Genomic DNA, 18,938 nt, shown 5'->3' on the forward strand with positions numbered 1-18,938 from the left:
TTTTAGTAAGAAGGGGAGTTCACCTCCCCTCTTGGTCGTTTTATGATGCAGGAGTTCCTGCAATAACCGGCTGACCGATTGGCAAATCTGCAATAGCCTGCTCCGATACATACGTTCCAAACGGAACACGGTAGACTTCAGAAGAGTCATCCTTATTAGTGAAAATCATGTAGCCGCCATATAGCCCTTGTAAAGCTGTTTTTGGTGCGACTAGAAAACTATTGCTTGTAATGGTTTCTCCTGCTGGAACAGAAATAGAAGCATTCGTCTGCAACGTCATGCCGCTTGCACCAGCTGGTAATGTCCCATTAACTGCTTGAAAACTTGTTTGCACATTAAACGATTTTGCTTCGTCACTAGCATTTGTCACTCGTAAGCTCTGAAGTTCACGAATATTGCCAGTAGCTGTACTAACTGGTCCGAAGCTAATTGCACCAGTACGATCAGGAATAAGCGTCAATAGACTGTCTTCAACATGAAGGCCGTCCATAGTTGATTGAAACATCATCGTAGTATCGATGGCTGCTTGTGGATTCACTCGTCCTGCGCCTACTTCAAAAACATTGTAATCGTTTGTCATTGGCACTGCTGTATTCATTAACTTTGTTTTTATATCAGCAGGAGTAAGCTCCGGATTCGCTTGAAGCATCAGTGCAGCAATTCCTGCCACATGAGGAGATGCCATTGACGTACCAGAAGAACGACCATAGGAGTACTCGTACTCTCCAATGTATTCTGGTCCTGCCATGTAGCTCGGAATAGTCGAAAATACGTCTACTCCTGGTGCAACTACTTCTGGTTTAATCGCTGCCGTGTAATTAACTGGTCCACGTGAACTAAAGTCTGCAAGCGTATCACCTATTGTCGTAATTGCGCTCATATCACCAAACGTAATCGTTGACTCTTCATCCAAAAGATCGGCAATAACTTGTCCTTGCTCATACGTTAAAGAGAACGACGGAATGTAGGAATGACTTGCACCTACATAGACTGGATTATGTCCGGCACCTGCTATATTGTTGTAGATAACAATTCCAGCAGCACCTGCATCCTTAGCATTAGCAATTTTGTCTACAAAGGCAATCTCTCCACGAGCAACAAACGCCACTTTGTCTTTGACATCAACGTTTTCAAAATCCTGCACTCTACCTAAGCTTGCAGATACAACTGGTAACGTCTCTCCAGTCAAACTTGCAAGATCTGTTTCAAATGATTCTGCAATGACACGTAAGTCGCCAGCTAATGTCTCACCACCAACAGCGTATTCACTTGTGAATTCAGGAACTTCAATTGGTACATTACTCGCTCCTACAGAGATCGGTAATGCCGCTGAGCCAGGTGCACCAATGGTGTAAAGTCCATTTCTCCCGCTATTCCCAGCAGATGTAACCACTGTAACCCCTGCTAAAGCTGCGTTATTTGTTGCTATACCGGTTGGAGCAATAGGATTATTTGTTGCGCTTCCTAGAGATAGGTTTATGACATCCATACCATCTTCAACAGAACGTTCAATACCAGCAATAACACCAGACGTAGCACCAGACCCATAAGGACCAAGCACGCGATACGCATACAATTCTGCATCAGGCGCCACACCAGTGACCGCATATTCTGATTCATTTTCTCCTGTTCCATTCGTTGTACCACTTACATGTGTACCATGACTTGTATAATAAGAACGGTTACCTGAATCGAACTCAGGTAGTCCAGATGCTAACCAGTCTTCATATGTCGCTTCCATTGGATCATCATCGTTGTCAACGAAGTCATATCCACCTTTATAAACACCTTTTAAATCTGGATGGTTGTAATCGACTCCTGTATCTAGTACACCAATTTTTATGCCTTCTCCAGTTAAACCATCAATATGTAAATCACTTATTCCTAAGAAGGGGATGCTATCCACCATGGTTGCATCAACAGGCTCGTCGTAGCCCTTTTCATCAACAGGGTGAATTAATTCAACTTCTTCATCGTTATAAATGGCTTTAACTTCTTCATATTGAAGTAAATCCTCTACTTTATTTGCTGGTAATGTAAGAGCTACTCCGTTAAATATAGTTGTATACGTAAAATTTACAGTGTAATCCACTTCTTTTTCAGGTGATTGAGCGAAGACATCGTCTAAAATGTCTTCAAACACTTCTTGTGATTCGGTAACAGTCGCTTGTGCCTCCGCTTCCGTTAATACATTCCCCTCTTCTTCAGCTAACGCCAAAGCTACTTGTTCTGGTAGCTCATCAAGCTCTACAATAATGGAAATCTCTTCATCACTACTAAGATTAATAGAATTCGGTAAGAGAAGTTTTGTATCCGTTTGCTCCTCCGCTTTTACGTACTGCACAGAAGTAAAAGAACTAGCCACCATACAAAATGATAGCGCGACGACAGATAGTGATTTCGTACAGTTAAGATTTGTCGTTTTTTTCAAATGCATTCACCCTTTCAGTCGAAATATGACGTGCTTATAGGGATTATACCGAAAATACAGAAAACAAAAAGTATTATTTTCTATTGTTTTACTTTTTTACCAACTATACTTCATATGCGACCAAAGTCTGAATTTAATGAAATTCAGACAGTTAAATTACATATTATTTCAACTTTTTTTGAATTCCTCAAAAAATAGAACGACTTCTTGACGAAAAAAAAACGATTCTATATACTCACTTTTTGTAGAACGAAATTCCCTACAATTTTGGAAGGAAAAGTAAGGTCTTTAGTCATACTTACTTATCTAAACAATCGGGTATTGTAACCTTTGTTGATTATGATAGACTTGTTCATTTAGATTACTTGAAAAGAGGGAGATCGTGGCACAACAACAAAAGACAGGGTTCTTCTCACGCATGTTTAATCGCTTGTTAAACCGTGTTGAGTGGCTAGGCAATAAACTACCTCACCCCATAACGCTATTCGCTATTCTAGCAGTACTCGTTATTATCGCTTCGGCGATTCTTTCAGCTTTTAACATTTCGGTAGAAGACCCTACTCAAGCAGGAGAAACTCTTGAAGTTCAAAATTTATTAAGTGCTGAAGGCATTCAGTATTTATTTACGAGCATGGTTGACAATTTTATAAACTTTGCACCCCTTGGCGTTGTTCTCGCTACCATGATTGGAATTGGCGTAGCTGAGCGAAGTGGACTTATTGGTGCAGCGCTTCGAGGCATTGTTACCTCTGTTCCTAAACAACTTGTCACTGCTGCACTCATCTTTGCAGGTGTTCTTTCTAGCATGGCTGTTGATGCAGGCTATGTTATTCTACCGCCACTCGGCGCATTAATCTTTTTATCCTTAGGTCGGCATCCGTTAGCTGGGCTTGCTGCAGCTTTCGCAGGTGTGTCAGCTGGATTCGGGGCAAATCTTTTTGTAACCTCTCTTGATCCCATGCTAGGTGCACTGACGATAGAAGCTGCTGCCACATTAGATCCTGAGTATGCTGAAGGCTTAAACTACTTAATGAACTATTACATTATGGCAGTGTCCGTTCTGCTATTAACTGTAGTGGGTACCATTGTAACGGAAAAAATCGTAGAACCAAGACTTGGGAGCTTTAAAGGAGAAACAGATAAAAAAGATCAGATTACGTATCTTTCTGAAGTAGAAAAAAAAGGACTAATCTACGCTGGACTAACCATTGTCGGATTAATCGTACTTGCTCTGCTACTTGTTGTTCCCGAATGGGGACCATTGCGAGGCGAAGGAGATAGCCCGATTTTGAATTCACCATTTATGGATTCATTAGTTGCCATTCTCTTATTTGTTTTCCTTATACCAGGACTTGTTTATGGAATTGTGACAAAAGAAATTCGCAATGACAAAGATGCAGCACAACAAATGTCAGACACAATGGCTTCTATGGGCATGTTTATTGTCCTTGCCTTTACAGCTGGACAATTTGTTGCTTATTTCGCTGAAACGAATATTGGTACAGTCATCGGTGCATTCGGTGCTGAGCTACTTGAAACCCTCCAAATTGGTGGAATACCATTATTACTAGGGTTTATGATCGTATGTGCCATTATTAATCTCTTTATTGGGAGCGCATCTGCAAAATGGGCAATTATGGCTCCTGTCTTTGTTCCATTAATGATGGAATTTGGTTTTTCACCTGCTTTAACACAAGCTGCCTATCGAATTGCAGACTCTACAACAAACATTATTACACCAACGATGACGTACTTTGCCATGGTTATTGCTTTTGCACAAAAGTACGATAAGAAGATCGGTATTGGTACACTCATTTCCATGATGCTACCGTATACAATTTTCTTCTCTATTGCGTGGACGGCGATGCTCATTATTTGGATGCTCCTCGGCATTGATTTAGGGCCAGGTTCACCAATTTATTATGAATAAACGATGAAAAGGGTAGAAATCAGTTGATTTCTACCTTTTTTCAACTCAAAGTTAAAAACAGTCTTGTTTATTCCTATTTAACTAGCTATACGTTGTAAGAAAATATACCATTCTTTTTTGAAATTCACTTTAAAAAATTATTTTCTTCATACACGGTTTACAAAAATCAATTATACTAGACTTGTTTCTTTCGTAAATTGTCGAAATAGCATCGTTTAACACATTCTTTTGGCAAAAAATTAGCACAGCTAAAAAGAGATGGAATTCGTCAAATTCATTGATAGTGATACGTTTTTCGCTTCATTCGTGCAAAGCGCTAAACAGAAGCAATAAAAACGGTTATTGACGGTTTTACAAACTATATCTACAATTATCGAGGAAGCTACATTTTTAACCAACTTTTAGGGGGATCTACAATTGAAAAAAAAGGTGATGGGTTCAACGCTTGTAGCAGCAACAGCGCTTATGTTAGCAGCATGTGGAGACGGGGGAGACGAGGCTTTTGAGCCAACTGACAAATTACGAGTTCAGTTCGTTCCATCTCAAAATGCAGAGACACTAGATGTCATTGCTCAGCCGCTTGAAGACTTACTTTCAGAAGAATTAGACGGTATTGAAGTAGAAGTGTCCGTGTCAACGGATTATCCATCTGTAATTACAGCACTTGGTTCAGGATCAGTGGATGTTGGGTTCTTACCTCCTAGTGCATACGTAACGGCTAAAGAAGAAGGCTTTGCAGAGGTTATTCTTCAGTCATTACGCTACGGTGTAAACGAAGAAGATGGTACACCAACAGATGAGCTTGTAGAAGGCTACAAATCACAATTCCTTGTTCGCGCAGACTCTGATATTGAAACACTTGAAGATGTTGAAGGTAAAACAGTTGCATTCCAAGGTCGCTCATCATCTGCCGGGTATGTATGGCCAGCAGCTAGCTTACTCGATATTGGAATTGATCCTGAAACAGATGTTAATGCAGTTGAACGTCAAGGACATGACCAAGCTATTTTAAGTTTACTTGATGAATCTGTCGATGTAGCCGTGACTTTCCAAGACGCTCGTAATACTGTTGCAAATGATTTCCCTGACGTATGGGAAACAACACGGGTTATTGCGACAACAGAAATGATTCCAAATGACACAATCTCAGTTCGATCAGATATGTCAGAAGAATGGCAAGAAAAATTACAAACTGCCTTTATTAACATTGGTAAAAGTGAAGTAGGTCGCCAAATTATCTTTGATGTGTATTCACATGAAGGCTATATGGAATCAGAAGATAGCAACTTTGATATCGTTCGTCAATATGAGGAAGAAATCGGAGAATAAATTTTAGTTATTTACGACTATACGCTCTTTGAGCCCGTTCATCTTACATGTACGGGCTCTACTACTCTTAATACTGTTAGATTATGATTTATGTAGAAAGTTGGGACGTAATGATCGAAATTAAGAATGTGTCTAAAGTTTATCCAAACGGCACAAAAGGATTACAGAACATTAATTTAACGATTGAACAAGGTGAATTCGTCGTCATTGTTGGTTTATCAGGCGCTGGAAAGTCAACTTTGCTTCGTTCTATTAACCGATTAAATGAGATTACTGAAGGCGAAATTTTAATTAATGATCAATCTATAACCACAGCAAAAGGTCGCACCTTACGCAAAATACGTCAACAGACGTCTATGATTTTCCAAAGCTTTAACTTAGTAAAACGTTCATCTGTTTTGCGAAATGTCTTGTCTGGTCGAGTTGGTTACCATGGTACATTACGAACGACCCTTAATCTATTTCCAAAGTATGACGTAGAACTAGCGCTACAAGCATTAGATCGAGTCAATATTGTTGAGAAAGCCTATGCAAAAGCAAGCGATCTTTCTGGTGGGCAGCAACAACGTGTGGCCATCGCCCGCGCTCTTGCTCAGCAGCCAAGCGTTATATTAGCCGATGAACCGACTGCTTCTCTTGATCCATTAACAACAAAGCAAGTAATGGATGATTTGAAACGCATTAATAAAGAAGATAAGATTACGACCATCGTTAATCTGCATTTTATAGATTTAGCACGTGAATATGCGACACGCATTATTGGATTACGCGCAGGTGAAGTTGTATTTGATGGACCTGTTTCTGAAGCGACTGATGAGAAATTCGCAGAAATTTATGGTCGACCGATTCAAGAGGATGAGCTTTTAGGGGAGGATTTACATGAGCCAGCCACTCCACCAACAACTAACTAAGCCACCTAAAACAAAGCTTTACACTACGCTCGCCTTAATAGCAGCAGTTATTTTAGCAAGTGCTTGGTACATCGATGCCAATCCTCTCACGTTGATTGAGCGCGGTGATCGGGCATTTGATATTATTGGTCGTATGTTCCCTCCTGATATGAGCTTTTTTATTAGTGCAACGCCTGCGATGCTTGAAACCATTCGTATGGCATTAATCGGGACTACTTTCGGTGCCATTCTCGCAATCCCGATTCTATTCTTTTGTGCTGCAAACGTTGCAACACCAGTTTGGATACATCAACCTGCAAGAATCGCCTTAAATGCATTGCGTACGGTTCCTGATATTCTACTAGCGGCTATTTTTGCTGCCATTTTAGGGTTTAATACATTAGCCGGGATTGTTGCTTTAAGTATTTTTTCCATTGGTGTTATTGGAAAACTTTCCTATGAAGCCGTTGAAAACATTGATAAAGGTCCACTTGAATCAATGACTTCAGTAGGTGCAAACAAGATCCAGTGGATTGTTTTTGGTGTTGTCCCTCAAGTGCTGCCACAGTTTACTTCCTTTGTACTATATACATTAGAGATTAATGTACGAGCAGCAGCTATCTTAGGAATTGTTGGAGCCGGTGGGATCGGGCGCCTTTATACCAATTCACTAGCATCCTATTCATTCGACCAAGTATTTGCATTAATTTTGTACACACTTGTTGTCGTGCTTATTATTGATTTTATTAGTTTAAAAATTCGGGAGCGCCTAATATGAGTGATTTAAGAAGTAAGGTTCAGAAACCGAAAAAGAATCGTATTAAAAACGCATTCATTATTCTCATACTCATCCTTTTGTACGTGTGGGGCTTTGCAGGCATTAACTTTTCAGGGATTTCTCCAAATGCTGGAACCGTTACATCTGCTATTCTTGATGGGTTTCTCAACCCAGAATGGGATTACATCTATCGTCCTGGTCAAGAGGATTTAATTCAAAACTTGCTTGAGACATTCGCCATTGCCCTCGTTGGGATTACTTTATCCATCGTGCTTTCGTTTCCGATTGCTTTCTGGGCTGCTCGCAACTTAAGCGTAAAACGCATCATTTCTGGTTCTGGAAAATCATTTTTAAGCTTCTTCCGTACATTCCCAGACATCGTCATGGCATTAATCTTTATTGCAATTGTCGGTCCTAGTCCTTACGCTGGGATGCTCGCCCTTGGTGTTAGTGCAATGGGGATGCTCGGTAAACTCTACGCAGAAGAAATTGAAGCAATCGATCCTGGACCGTCTGAAGCACTTGTTGCCGCTGGTGCAAATAAACTGCAAGTACTATTATTTGCAGTCGTTCCTCAAGTGTTACCAGGCTTTATCTCCGCTACGCTTTATCGCTTTGAAATTAACTTACGTTCTGCCGCCACTCTTGGAATCGTTGGGGCTGGTGGGATCGGAGCACCACTTATCTTTGCAATCAATGGACGTAGCTGGGATCGAGTAGCGATTATTTTAATTGGCCTTGTCGTTTTTGTCCTTGTTATTGATTTAATTTCTAGTGCGTTACGTAAGAAAGTGATTTAATCAACAAAGGAGCGCTACCGGTATTAAACCAGTAGCGCTTTTTTATGTTCATTTAGTTCTGTTCTATGACAAGCTTTCCAATCATTTTCCCATCTTCTAGCTGTTGATGGGCTTGCTTGAGCGTCTCTGCAGTTAACGGTGATAGAACACTCGTCATCGTATGGCGAAGCTTCCCTTCATCGAATAGTTCGCTCATTTTCGTTAACATATGGTGTTGTTCAATTTGATCTTCTGCTTGGAACATCGAGCGAGTAAACATAAATTCCCATGCAAATGTCACGCTTTTTGCGCGAATTTTTTGCATATCTAAACTATCTTTATTCTCTACGATGGCACAAATCGTTCCTTGGGGCTTAATGCAGGCAGCCATACCGTCCCAATGTTGATTTGTATCAGCCAAACATAAAATATAATCAACGCCTTCTAATTGATTCGCTTGTAGCTGTGTGTATAAATCTTCGTAATGATTCACAACAATGTCTGCTCCGAGTGATTGACACCACTCTGTTGTTTCTTGTCTTGACGCCGTTGCGATAACCGTTAATCCTTGCAAAGAAGCAAGCTGAATGGCAATGGAACCAACACCGCCTGCGCCTCCAATAATAAGGATTGACTTTCCTCTGTCTTTTTCCGTTATCTTCATACGGTCGTATAGGGATTCCCATGCTGTAATAGCTGTTAACGGCATCGCGGCAGCTTCAGCAAACGATAGATGTTTCGGTTTCTTTCCTACAAGCCGTTCGTCAACAAGCTGATATTCAGCATTTGATCCATTTCGAGTTACATCTCCCGCATAATAGACCTCATCACCAATTTGAAACAGTGTACATTTGTCACCGACGGCTTTTACAATACCAGCTCCGTCAAAACCGAGAATACGGAATGCTTCTTCATTTGGCTTGTTCGCTTTTCGTTGCTTCGTATCCACAGGATTGACAGATACAGCATTCACTTCAATAAGCAAATCGTACCCATTTGCTATAGGTGTTTCGACTTCTCGTTCCACTAAACTATGTTGATCTTCAATTGGTAAGGCTTTGTAAAATCCAATCGCTTTCATTTTCTTCCTCCCTCTACATCCTTTCCTTAAGAGTAATCAATTTTGCACTTCCCTGTCTACTCTGTTGCAATTACGAGTTAAAATTAGTACCTTTAAGATAGACATACTATAGAAAAGCAGGTTATAACCGATGGCGAATACCATACTTATTGAAAAGAATGTCCCCTGTTTGATGCGTGATGGGGTTACACTATACGCTACTATTTATCGCCCACAGGATGAAAAGCGTTATCCAGTGCTTTTAACACGAATCGTAGACGGGAAGGACAGACATACTTTTCGTCCAACGAACATTTTTCAGTTTGTTCAAGAAGGATACGTTGTCATTGTTCAAGATGTGCGTGGGCGATATGCATCTGAAGGTGTTTTTGAGCCTTTCGTTCATGAAGAAGAAGACGGCTTTGATACGATTCATTGGATTAACGACTTACCGTATACGAACCAAAAAATTGCGATGTTTGGGGATCAATACAGTGCGTATACACAGTTTGCAGCTGCTAAAACCGCTTCTACGTTTCTTTCAGCACTATTCCCCATCCATTTGTTTGATTCTATGCATGCCTTTTCTTATCGAGAAGGACTACTAAAAAGTAAAACCTTACTTGATACAACATTAGCCTACGCCGAGAATATTATTGAAAAGCGAAACATACGTGCAGAAGATAAAAAAGATCAACAGTTTCACCTAGAGGCTTACCGAGAGCGTAAAGATCAGCTTTACCGCTTCAAATCAATGACCAACCTTCCTGTTTTTAAAATGCTCGGCGTCCAATCATTGTTTCAATCATTTCTAGAGGCAGAGATACCTTCTGAATCCAATGACCTAGAGAGCTGGCCCGCCTCTCATTTCGTAACAGGTTGGTTTGATGAACATGCCGCCCACACATTAGCCGCTTTTCAAACAGCACGACAGCAAGATGAAGAAAAGCATCTCCTCCTCATTGGACCTTGGAAAAATGGCACATTCTCTATGCCTACTTTGCCGCATCCATTTGGGTATACTGCGAACAATGAGTCGCTCGCAAACGGAGGCAGCTTGACCGATTTTCATTTACGTTGGTTCGACTATTGGTTAAAGAACGAACAAAATGGCGTAAATAAAGATGCACCTGTCTTACTGTTTGTAATGGGGATTAACAAATGGCGTAAAGAGCGCTCATGGCCGCTAGAAGAGGAAGATGTTCGCCATACTTCGTTTACATTTTCTGCTTCTGAACAAGATGCAGCGTATACTTTCTTTCTTCAGGAGGAAGGTTCATCTATGATGACCTTTACCCATGAACCTTTTACCGAGGTTCACGAACTAATTGGTTCTCCTACTTTACGGATTCTTACTACTGAACGAACAAGTCTCTATGTACGTCTCTCTGTCTTAAATGAAAACGGCGAGGCGTTTCTGCTATCAGATGGACTCGTAAATCGTTTGGATGCGGATAACGAAGGAGTCACCATTACCCTTTCACCTGTTGCGTATCATTTTAAAAAAGGAGAACGAATTTCCATTGAATATTCGACTGTTCCTTTAGACACGTATCGTAGTCCTACTAACGGGTTTGAAGAAGAGAGTCTATCCGCTATGCTCCCATTCCTGTTGAATCAAGCAACTCAGCTTACATTGCCATTTGCTAAACAACCTTTACGTTAAAAAACCAGCCTCTAGTAGGGGCCGGTTTTCTTTTATCGTTCAATTGTTATGGATTGAATCACTTGTTCTTGACCTGCTACTGGGCTCTCACCTTGCTTTTCCACAGTGGCGATTTCATCCACAATGTCCATACCGTCTATTACTTTACCGAAAGCAGCGTAGTCTCCGTCGAGGTGAGTCGCATCACCATGGACAATAAAAAACTGTGAGCCGGCCGTATCCATCCCTTGTGATCTCGCCATTGAAAGAACACCTGGCTCATGACTAAGGTCATTTTCAACACCATTGCGTTCAAATTCACCTTTAATGCTGTATCCAGGTCCGCCAGTACCATTTCCATTTGGGTCTCCACCTTGAATCATAAAACCTTCAATGATACGGTGAAAACGTAATCCGTCATAAAAGCCGTCTTCTGCAAGAGCAACAAAATTATTAACGGAAATTGGAGCGATATCGGGATATAGTTCGACAACTATCTCTCCACCAGCCTCCATTTCAAATGTCGCAATAGGTGTATCGCCAGCTTCTACAGGCACTTCCGGTACCCCTTCAGCAGCTGTTTCATTTGGCACCTCTGGCGACTGTGCACCACCGTCAATGTCCCCACCTTCACTAGAGCCACATGCTGAAAAGACTAGTAAACTAAAAACAATCAAAAACCCATATTTCAATGCTTTCACTCCTCGTTCGCTGTCTCTAGATCTCCATTCTCTTCTTCAACGCTCTTCTCTGCTATTCCTTCGTTTTCTTCTTCATGAATAATAACGCGAGCAGTATCCGACTGAGCTGGAATCCCTTCTGTTACTTTACTCCGAGGAATGACTTCCACGACTAACCCAAGTGTTAAATCACCATTAAAGCGCTCGTATTCTTGATTTTCATTCATAAGCAATACTTCAGTAGCCGGGTCATAATTAAAACGCGTGCCTGATTCATAATGACCGTCTTCACCAGACACAAAGAAAGTCTGTTCTTCTTCGTTTACGTTTGAAATTTTGCCCGTAATGGACATATCTTTAGATTGAATAACAATTTTTGTCGCGACGGTTTCATCGCTACCTTCGTCATTTAATTCTTCATATACTGTGACATCAATATCATTTTTTAAATAAGACTGGTTCACTCGTAAGTAAGACGACAAGTGTTTAATATACACTTCTGTTCGATTACTTAAATGAACCGATTTCTGAGGATCGCCATTCACGTCAAACGATTCAATGCTCGGTAATTCTTCCACATCTTCAGTTGATATGTGAGCGTTTAAGCCGGCTACCGCATGCTCGTTCCCTTCGTACTCTATATTAGTGATCGTACCATCAGTAGCAACCATATCGTCGTCCGTTATAACGTTTTGTTGTTCACTACAAGCTGCTAAGATGGCGAATAATCCCGTCGCTACAGCAAAAAAAAGGGCTTGTTTCAATGAATCCACACCTCTCTTGCTCCTTTTTACCTAGTATAACCCAAATTAAATCATTACGCTTTCCTAACAAGTGCATTTCAATAATATCACACAACCCGTTTGACAAATGTCCATACTTTTAAAAAAATGTGTGCTATACTCCTCATAGAAAAAATGGAGCGGAGAAAGGATTTGTTTATGGAGTTTTCGATTTCTTATTTATCTTTTTACGTCATTGAGATTGATCAGCAAAAAGACCAACGAACCTACAGCCATTATCAAACATTGGATGAAGCAACGTTTGATAATAGTGCTCTTTCCCAGTTTTTAGAAGGGGAATTAAAAAGAGTGGTAAAACGGAAAGCACAGTCCCACCCCAACCATGCACAAGCACCAACGAAACTAGGGGAATTTGTAACGGAAGGCAGCCATCCTTTGGAGTCAAATCCAAATTATGCGCTTTTTCAACGAGCTCTCCATGCACAAACGAGTGCTGATTTTAAAAAAGAAAGTGAAGCATTTGTTGAAACGTATGTTCAAACGAGTGCCGTACGAGGAGGCGTTTTTCTCGTTTGCCAAGCAAAACCAAAAAAATACTTTGATGACTTGTTTCTCTTTCTATTAAAATGTGATTTTCAGGATGATGTTGCCGTCCTTAGCGATGCCAATACATTAGTTAAAAAAGTGGAAAGAGCCATCACGACGAAAAATATGAAATCCATACAATATCCTTATATGATTGAAGAAGGCATGCTCGAATACAATAAAGTAAAAATTCATCAGTCTTCTCATGCACGATACTTTGAAGATTTCCTTCCATTCGTTACATACGGAGATCCTATGCCAGAAGTAATCAAATCCCAAGTACAAACAATGGTTCAAGATCATGTCAATGAAACCTTTTCTTCTGAGAGTTCAGAAAGACAAGAAATGGAGGAACGCTTAGAGTCTTGGTCGGCTAGTGAGACGAGGGAATTGCAAGAACAGTTAAATCATCATCAAGTCGTAGAAGCAACAGCAGCTATTACGGCTCATATTCCTGATTCAAAGACAACGATTAAACTAGGGGAAGTTGTTGTTAAATTTCCGCTAGATGCATACGGGGATAACGTTCACCTTGCAAAATTTAATGATCGCTATGTGCTTGTTGTTGATGCCGAACAGGTTACGTTTGATAAGAATGCTTCACCTATCGAGTTTTTAAAACCTGACCACCTAGAAGCTGTTATTCAACGAATGCAAGCTGGTGACGAGTAAGTGCATGCGGTTGTCAACCTTTTTACCATAGCCATAAAGGGTACTGTTGATGCATCCGACTCCACTAGAAAAAGCGCTAATAACGACCATTTCTCGAGTAAACGGTGTTGTCGTTAGCGCTTTTTTTAGACTAGTCTATACTAGATCTTTTTGTAACTACCTTGATAATAAACGAGTGGGCTTTGATCTGTTACAGCTACATCCTTTACCCTTCCAATAAAAAGCGTATGATCTCCTTGCAAACTTGTATCGTGGAGATCACAAACAATTGTAGCGATTGCGCCATCAACAGTTGGTACACCAGCAAAAGTGGTTAATGCTAAATCTTCCTTTTCTTTTTGGCGAGCAAAGTGCATAGAGACATCTTCATGGCCTTCTGCTAAAATACTGATGGCAAATGACCCCGACTGCTCGATAACAGCTTTCATTCTTGCTTTATTATCTATAGAGACTAAAATTAGTTTAGGATCAAGTGAAACTGACATAAACGCATTTGCTGTCATTCCGTGAACCTCATTTTCCCATTCTGTTGTCACGACCGTTACACCTGTTGTAAATTTACTCATTGCGGTTTTAAACAAACGATCATCCATTGCTTCCCCTCCTCTTTCTTATTTATTATCCATATGTGTGCACTCAGTTAAAATAATACCTACATTCAAATCACGTTGCAACAAGTTGAACTTGCAACAATTAGCGTTTACATTCGTATGCTACTATCGTAGGATCTGTTGACATTCTTGACTTTGTTTACACGGAATACTACATTTAATTCAATCCCCCTTTATTTTGTTCAACACTGATCGACTCTGCTTATTTATAGAAAGAAGGCGGTTTAGGTGATTACATTCAAATCAAAACGAGAACAGCAAATGATGCATAAAGCAGGACAACTGCTTGCAGCTTGTCATAAGGAAATTGCTAAACGAATAAAACCAGGCGTAACGACAGACGATATTGATCGTTTTGTAGAAGGTTATTTAAAAGAACATGGTGCAACACCAGAACAAAAAGGATACAACGGCTATCAATACGCAACATGCGCGTCTCTCAACGACGAAATATGCCATGGCTTTCCAAGAAAAACTCCTTTGAAAGATGGAGACATCATTACCATTGACTCCGTCTTTAACGTAAATGGAGCGTTAGCAGATTCTGCTTGGACGTATGCAGTTGGACGCCCCTCTCCTGAAGCGGAAGCGCTAATGAACGTAACGCATCAGGCTTTATACGAAGGGATAAAGCAAGCTAAGGTCGGAAATCGTCTTGGGGATATTGGTCACGCCATTCAGTCTTTTGTTGAGCCTAAAGGATACTCCGTTGTGCGAGACTTTACTGGACACGGCATCGGCCCGACTCTTCATGAACCTCCTCAAATCCTGCATTACGGCTCACCAGGTAAAGGAATTCGCTTAAAAGAAGGAATGGTGATTACCATTGAGCCGATGGTGAACATAGGTGCTTATCAGAGTAAACTAGACTCCAACGGTTGGACAGCTCGGACTGTAGACGGCTCATTGTCTGCTCAATACGAGCACACTCTTGTTATTACTGCTAATGGCCCCCTTATTTTAACCGATCAAGGGGACGCTGACACTTACCTATAAAATGAGTTTTTCTCTGACTCTATTCCATTAGTGCGAGGCTAGGACAAAAGTAGATAGACAGACTAAAATGACGAACATTCCTGAAAATAGGAACGTTCGTCGCTTGTTTTATATGAAAATGAGCGGAAGGAGAATCCGAAGACTCCTGGGGGATCAGCACGTGTCTGAAGACTCTGGAGTGGCGGTTTTCCACGGAGGAGGCTGAGGCCGTGTCCCCGGAAAGCGAAGGATTCTCCTGTAGCGGTGCTACTCAGCATATTTTAGACTACTCGTTTTTTCAAATACTACTTTTCGTTATGTCCCAGCCTCTTTTTTTCTATGAAATAAAAGCGTTTTATTTAGGGAAATAGGGAAATGGAACATGTAGGAGGTGGTTCGTTGTTTGTAACAAAGATGATTCGAATCATTGTTTTATCTGCCATTGTTATGTTTGGATTAGCAACTGTTCTCATTTGCGCTTTTTTAGGTGTATCCATTTTCTACTTATGGTTTCTTTCAGCTGCAACGATTTGCATCGTCATTTATGTAACATTAATGTTTTATCAATGGCATTTACCTGGGTTTCGACGCATGTTTTTTCTTAGTATGGTTATTGTTGGATTGGTCAGTATTTATACATACGAGCAACGAAACCATGCTTTAGAAACACTTGAAGAGCCATACGTGTCATTAACGTTATGGGAACCATTCCATCCTAATCGTCCAATTGAAATCGAGAGAGCAGAAACTGCCTTATCACTTGATTCAATCAAAGTTACCGGCCAGAGCTTCTTATATCCACTTTATAGTTCATTTGTTGAAGCTACCTTTTCAAGTGTCGATCCTTCTTATGCTCGCCAAGTGCTAGATACCGCATCCCGTCCATTAGACTCTTTAGGTAATGACATGATTGGGTTCGTTCCAGAATACCTCCTTCCGCTTAACCATTCAATTGATGCCGTTCCCATTGCGAAAGATGCGCTTGTGTTTTTCACGCATCAAGAACAGGAAGTAAAAGCCATTAGCCGGGATCAAGTTCAATCTATTTACACCGGTTCGCTATCTAATTGGTCACAGATCGGTGGAGCAACTCAAGCGATTCGTCAGTATCAACGAGAAGAAGAAGATAGTCAAGAGGCGTTTGAGTGGTTTATGGAAGATACGAGCCAATTAGAATCAACAACTCCCTATGAAAATATAGAAAATGCTATTGGGTTTACGTTTTATAGTAATTATCAATTCGTTGAAAACACAAATCAAACCAAACTGTTAGCAATTGATAACGTAGCACCATCTCAACAGACACTTGAGTCACAGGAGTATCCAATTCCTGTAACCATTTACGCTGTAACAACTACGACACCAAATGAGGATGTAACCGAATTTATGGAATGGATACAATCAGAGGAGGCACAAACTATTATCGAATCAGTCGGGTTTTCGCCTATTCAAGAAGATGAGCGTGTACACTAAAAAAGAGGCTGGGACAAAAGTAGATAGACAGACTAAAATGACGAACATCCCTGAAAATAGGAACGTTCGTCGTTTGTTTTATATGAACATTAGCGGAAGGAGAATCCGAAGACTCCTGGGGGATCAGCACGTGTCTGAAGACTCTGGAGTCGCGGTTTTCCACAGAGGAGGCTGAGGCCGTGTCCCCGGAAAGCGGAGGATTCTCCTGTAGCGGTGCTACTCAACATACTTTTGACTACTCGTTTTTTCAAATACTACTTTTCGTTATGTCCCAGCCTTTTTTTTTTACGCCTTGCTCTTCTCAACTTTGCCTTCAATTGCAGCAAGTTCTACACAATCACAAAAAACATTCATGGCTTTATGTAATTCCTCTAAAGTCGGGAAAGATGGAGCAATGCGAATATTACGATCAAGTGGGTCCTTTCCATACGGATAGGTTGCTCCTGCGCCAGTTAGTGTTAACCCAACTTCTTTACATAGCGCTACCACTCGTGCTGCACATCCATTTTCTGTATTGACACTAATAAAATACCCACCATTCGGTTCCGTCCATGTGGCAATGTTTTTGTTTCCTAATTTCTGTTGTAGCGTGTCAATAACTAAATCAAATTTCGGTTTAATAATCGCAGCATGTTTCTTCATTAGCTCTTCCACACCACCAATTTTTTCAAAGAAACGAATATGTCTTAATTGGTTAATTTTATCAGCACCAATGGTTTGAAAACTAAGCTGCTTTTTTGTAAACGCGATATTATCAGGAGAAGAAACAAACGCAGAAATGCCTGCTCCTGGGAACGTTACTTTCGATGTTGATGCAAAGACGTATGGGCGGTTTGGATAGCCAGCTTTTTTTGCTTCTTCAAGAATAGATACGAGTGAATCGGGTGTATCTGTTAAATGGTGAATCACATAGGCATTGTCCCAGAAAATGCGAAAATCAGTCGCTTTTGTCTTCATAGATGCAAGTCTTTTTACTACTGCTTCAGAATACGTCACACCTTCAGGATTGCTATATTTCGGCACACACCAAATTCCTTTAATCGTTTCATCTTCTAGAACAAGGGCTTCCACTTGATCCATATTAGGACCTTCATTCGTCATGTCGACTGGAATCATGTCGATCCCAAGAAATTCACAAATGGCAAAGTGCCGGTCGTATCCAGGAGACGGACATAAAAATTTAATAGATGGATAGGAAGACCATGGTTTAGCTTCTTCCTCTACCCCCTTTAGCAACCCACGTGCAACCGTGTCGTGCATTGTGGATAAACTAGAGTTTCCCCCAACAATGACTTGACTAGGCGCTACTTCAAGAATGGAAGCAAACCAAGATTTCGCTTCAGGGATACCATCTAACTGACCATAATTTCGCGTATCTAAGCCGTCGTCAGTAATAAGCTCGTCAGCCGTTAATAAAGCTAGCATTTCTTCTGAGAGGCTAAGTTGATCGGGACTCGGCTTACCTCGAGACATATCTAACGTCATATTTTCACGCTTGTAACGTTCCAATTGCGCTTTTAGCTGCTCATATCGTTGATAAAGCTGTTCTTCTGTTAATTCATTTACATTGGACACTGTTGATCTCTCCCTTAGAAGATTAAGAAGATCCATACTTCCTTCTCATTCATTTCACCTCTCTAGTTTAAGCTAGATGATAGGGTGCGAGCAAGTATCCACTTATGACCTACAGTCAGCAATTGTAAAAATTCATGTGCTTCTCTTTCTTTTCTGACTACAAGCATCTTTCTTGCATTCCGCCTAAAAGATATGCTAAAAAATGAAGGTGTTTTTTATTGTATAAGGCAACATAACGAAAAAGAAATTTCGTTCTTGGAGGGATAATTCGTATGATTCGCAAGGCAATGAAGCAGGATTTAGTTAAAATAGAGGAAATGGCAATTCGAGCGACTAAGAAAATGAATGCTGAAGGAAGTGACCAGTGGGACAAGCACTACCCTACTATTGCCCATTTTACAAAAGATCTTCAGTTAGGAACATTATTCGTGTATGAACAAGACGGGATCGTAGTCGGTTCTATTACAATTGATCAATCATTCGCACCAGAGTATGCAAATGCGTCACTACGATGGTCAGAACAACAGCAGTTTGCAGGAACATTTCATCGCCTTTTAGTAGACCCTAATGCAAGAAAAGCAGGCATTGCTGGAGCACTTATTGCTTTTGCAGAAAACCTTTCTCATCATAAAGGGTTAACAGCCATGCAAGTAGATACGTACTCGTTAAATGAAAAAGCCCAACAGCTTTTTCAAAAATACGGCTATGAAAAAGTCGGTACACTTCAATTTCCTGAGAAAGAAGCCATCTTTTTTGGCTTTGAAAAGCAGCTCATATAAAAA

16 protein-coding genes are annotated in these 18,938 nt (G+C 40.6%); 10 read left to right on the forward strand and 6 right to left on the reverse strand.

The features are described 5' to 3' along the window. Positions 1 to 40 precede the first annotated feature (40 nt). Positions 41 to 2,431 (reverse strand): S8 family serine peptidase, encoded by a 2,391-nt coding sequence (locus E2L03_RS16000; protein ID WP_051667629.1) that lies wholly within the window; start codon positions 2,429 to 2,431, stop codon positions 41 to 43. Between the two features lie 418 nt (positions 2,432 to 2,849). Between E2L03_RS16000 and E2L03_RS16005 the strand changes: the two genes are divergently transcribed. From E2L03_RS16005 to phnE (E2L03_RS16025), 5 genes are all read left to right on the forward strand, one after another. After that, a complete protein-coding gene (locus tag E2L03_RS16005; protein ID WP_051667765.1) occupies positions 2,850 to 4,361 on the forward strand; it encodes an AbgT family transporter in 1,512 nt (503 codons plus the stop codon). Between the two features lie 432 nt (positions 4,362 to 4,793). After that, on the forward strand, positions 4,794 to 5,690 hold the full coding sequence (locus E2L03_RS16010) for a phosphate/phosphite/phosphonate ABC transporter substrate-binding protein (RefSeq protein WP_035394790.1): 897 nt from the start codon (positions 4,794 to 4,796) through the stop codon (positions 5,688 to 5,690). 110 nt (positions 5,691 to 5,800) lie between these two features. Beyond that, positions 5,801 to 6,601, forward strand: coding sequence for a phosphonate ABC transporter ATP-binding protein (gene phnC, locus E2L03_RS16015; protein ID WP_038483200.1), 801 nt, complete (start codon positions 5,801 to 5,803; stop codon positions 6,599 to 6,601). Continuing rightward, positions 6,570 to 7,358 (forward strand): phosphonate ABC transporter, permease protein PhnE, encoded by a 789-nt coding sequence (gene phnE / locus E2L03_RS16020; protein ID WP_035394744.1) that lies wholly within the window; start codon positions 6,570 to 6,572, stop codon positions 7,356 to 7,358. Before phnC ends, phnE (E2L03_RS16020) begins: the two co-directional genes overlap by 32 nt. Continuing rightward, a complete protein-coding gene (phnE, locus tag E2L03_RS16025) occupies positions 7,355 to 8,158 on the forward strand; it encodes a phosphonate ABC transporter, permease protein PhnE (RefSeq protein ID WP_038483203.1) in 804 nt (267 codons plus the stop codon). The genes phnE (E2L03_RS16020) and phnE (E2L03_RS16025) overlap by 4 nt, the downstream gene beginning before the upstream one ends. A gap of 52 nt (positions 8,159 to 8,210) precedes the next feature. On the opposite strand, the gene E2L03_RS16030 is transcribed toward phnE (E2L03_RS16025), so the two are convergent. Next, positions 8,211 to 9,218, reverse strand: coding sequence for a zinc-binding alcohol dehydrogenase family protein (locus E2L03_RS16030; protein ID WP_134259633.1), 1,008 nt, complete (start codon positions 9,216 to 9,218; stop codon positions 8,211 to 8,213). Positions 9,219 to 9,348: 130 nt separating this feature from the next. On the opposite strand from E2L03_RS16030, the gene E2L03_RS16035 reads away from it, so the two are divergent. Next, a complete protein-coding gene (locus E2L03_RS16035; protein ID WP_134259634.1) occupies positions 9,349 to 10,863 on the forward strand; it encodes a CocE/NonD family hydrolase in 1,515 nt (504 codons plus the stop codon). Positions 10,864 to 10,895: 32 nt separating this feature from the next. On the opposite strand, the gene E2L03_RS16040 is transcribed toward E2L03_RS16035, so the two are convergent. Both E2L03_RS16040 and E2L03_RS16045 read right to left on the reverse strand, forming a co-directional pair. Further along, positions 10,896 to 11,543: a peptidylprolyl isomerase gene (locus tag E2L03_RS16040; RefSeq protein WP_038483212.1), complete on the reverse strand. Its 648-nt coding sequence runs from the start codon at positions 11,541 to 11,543 to the stop codon at positions 10,896 to 10,898. Continuing rightward, positions 11,540 to 12,295 carry a hypothetical protein gene (locus E2L03_RS16045; protein ID WP_038483215.1) on the reverse strand — a complete coding sequence of 252 codons (756 nt, stop codon included), beginning with the start codon at positions 12,293 to 12,295 and terminating at the stop codon, positions 11,540 to 11,542. The genes E2L03_RS16040 and E2L03_RS16045 overlap by 4 nt, the downstream gene beginning before the upstream one ends. A 168-nt stretch (positions 12,296 to 12,463) precedes the next feature. On the opposite strand from E2L03_RS16045, the gene E2L03_RS16050 reads away from it, so the two are divergent. Next, positions 12,464 to 13,522: a DUF3900 domain-containing protein gene (locus E2L03_RS16050; protein WP_055736867.1), complete on the forward strand. Its 1,059-nt coding sequence runs from the start codon at positions 12,464 to 12,466 to the stop codon at positions 13,520 to 13,522. Positions 13,523 to 13,662: 140 nt separating this feature from the next. On the opposite strand, the gene E2L03_RS16055 is transcribed toward E2L03_RS16050, so the two are convergent. Further along, positions 13,663 to 14,115, reverse strand: a complete 453-nt coding sequence (locus E2L03_RS16055) for a flavin reductase family protein (RefSeq protein ID WP_038483221.1) — start codon at positions 14,113 to 14,115, stop codon at positions 13,663 to 13,665. A 246-nt stretch (positions 14,116 to 14,361) separates the two neighbouring features. On the opposite strand from E2L03_RS16055, the gene map reads away from it, so the two are divergent. After that, positions 14,362 to 15,129 (forward strand): type I methionyl aminopeptidase, encoded by a 768-nt coding sequence (gene map / locus E2L03_RS16060; RefSeq protein WP_095150688.1) that lies wholly within the window; start codon positions 14,362 to 14,364, stop codon positions 15,127 to 15,129. Between the two features lie 354 nt (positions 15,130 to 15,483). Next, positions 15,484 to 16,581, forward strand: a complete 1,098-nt coding sequence (locus E2L03_RS16065; protein ID WP_134259635.1) for a PstS family phosphate ABC transporter substrate-binding protein — start codon at positions 15,484 to 15,486, stop codon at positions 16,579 to 16,581. Positions 16,582 to 16,866: 285 nt separating this feature from the next. On the opposite strand, the gene E2L03_RS16070 is transcribed toward E2L03_RS16065, so the two are convergent. Further along, positions 16,867 to 18,156, reverse strand: coding sequence for an aspartate aminotransferase type Ic (locus tag E2L03_RS16070; protein ID WP_243839541.1), 1,290 nt, complete (start codon positions 18,154 to 18,156; stop codon positions 16,867 to 16,869). A 272-nt stretch (positions 18,157 to 18,428) separates the two neighbouring features. Between E2L03_RS16070 and E2L03_RS16075 the strand changes: the two genes are divergently transcribed. Beyond that, positions 18,429 to 18,935, forward strand: a complete 507-nt coding sequence (locus E2L03_RS16075; RefSeq protein ID WP_124742581.1) for a GNAT family N-acetyltransferase — start codon at positions 18,429 to 18,431, stop codon at positions 18,933 to 18,935. Positions 18,936 to 18,938 lie beyond the last annotated feature (3 nt).

The sequence above is a fragment of the Shouchella oshimensis genome (assembly GCF_004375095.1).
GTDB lineage: Bacteria > Bacillota > Bacilli > Bacillales > Bacillaceae_D > Shouchella > Shouchella oshimensis.

Excerpts from the sequence above, each read along its gene's own strand:
- E2L03_RS16005 (WP_051667765.1), top strand. The coding sequence starts at position 2,850 with ATGTTTAATCGCTTGTTAAACCGTGTTGAGTGGCTAGGCAATAAACTA.
- E2L03_RS16010 (WP_035394790.1), top strand. The coding sequence starts at position 4,794 with ATGGGTTCAACGCTTGTAGCAGCAACAGCGCTTATGTTAGCAGCATGT.
- phnC (WP_038483200.1), top strand. The coding sequence starts at position 5,801 with ATGATCGAAATTAAGAATGTGTCTAAAGTTTATCCAAACGGCACAAAA.
- phnE (WP_035394744.1), top strand. The coding sequence starts at position 6,570 with ATGAGCCAGCCACTCCACCAACAACTAACTAAGCCACCTAAAACAAAG.
- phnE (WP_038483203.1), top strand. The coding sequence starts at position 7,355 with ATGAGTGATTTAAGAAGTAAGGTTCAGAAACCGAAAAAGAATCGTATT.
- E2L03_RS16030 (WP_134259633.1), bottom strand. The coding sequence starts at position 9,218 with ATGAAAGCGATTGGATTTTACAAAGCCTTACCAATTGAAGATCAACAT.
- E2L03_RS16035 (WP_134259634.1), top strand. The coding sequence starts at position 9,349 with ATGGCGAATACCATACTTATTGAAAAGAATGTCCCCTGTTTGATGCGT.
- E2L03_RS16050 (WP_055736867.1), top strand. The coding sequence starts at position 12,464 with ATGGAGTTTTCGATTTCTTATTTATCTTTTTACGTCATTGAGATTGAT.
- E2L03_RS16055 (WP_038483221.1), bottom strand. The coding sequence starts at position 14,115 with ATGGATGATCGTTTGTTTAAAACCGCAATGAGTAAATTTACAACAGGT.
- E2L03_RS16065 (WP_134259635.1), top strand. The coding sequence starts at position 15,484 with ATGGAACATGTAGGAGGTGGTTCGTTGTTTGTAACAAAGATGATTCGA.
- E2L03_RS16075 (WP_124742581.1), top strand. The coding sequence starts at position 18,429 with ATGATTCGCAAGGCAATGAAGCAGGATTTAGTTAAAATAGAGGAAATG.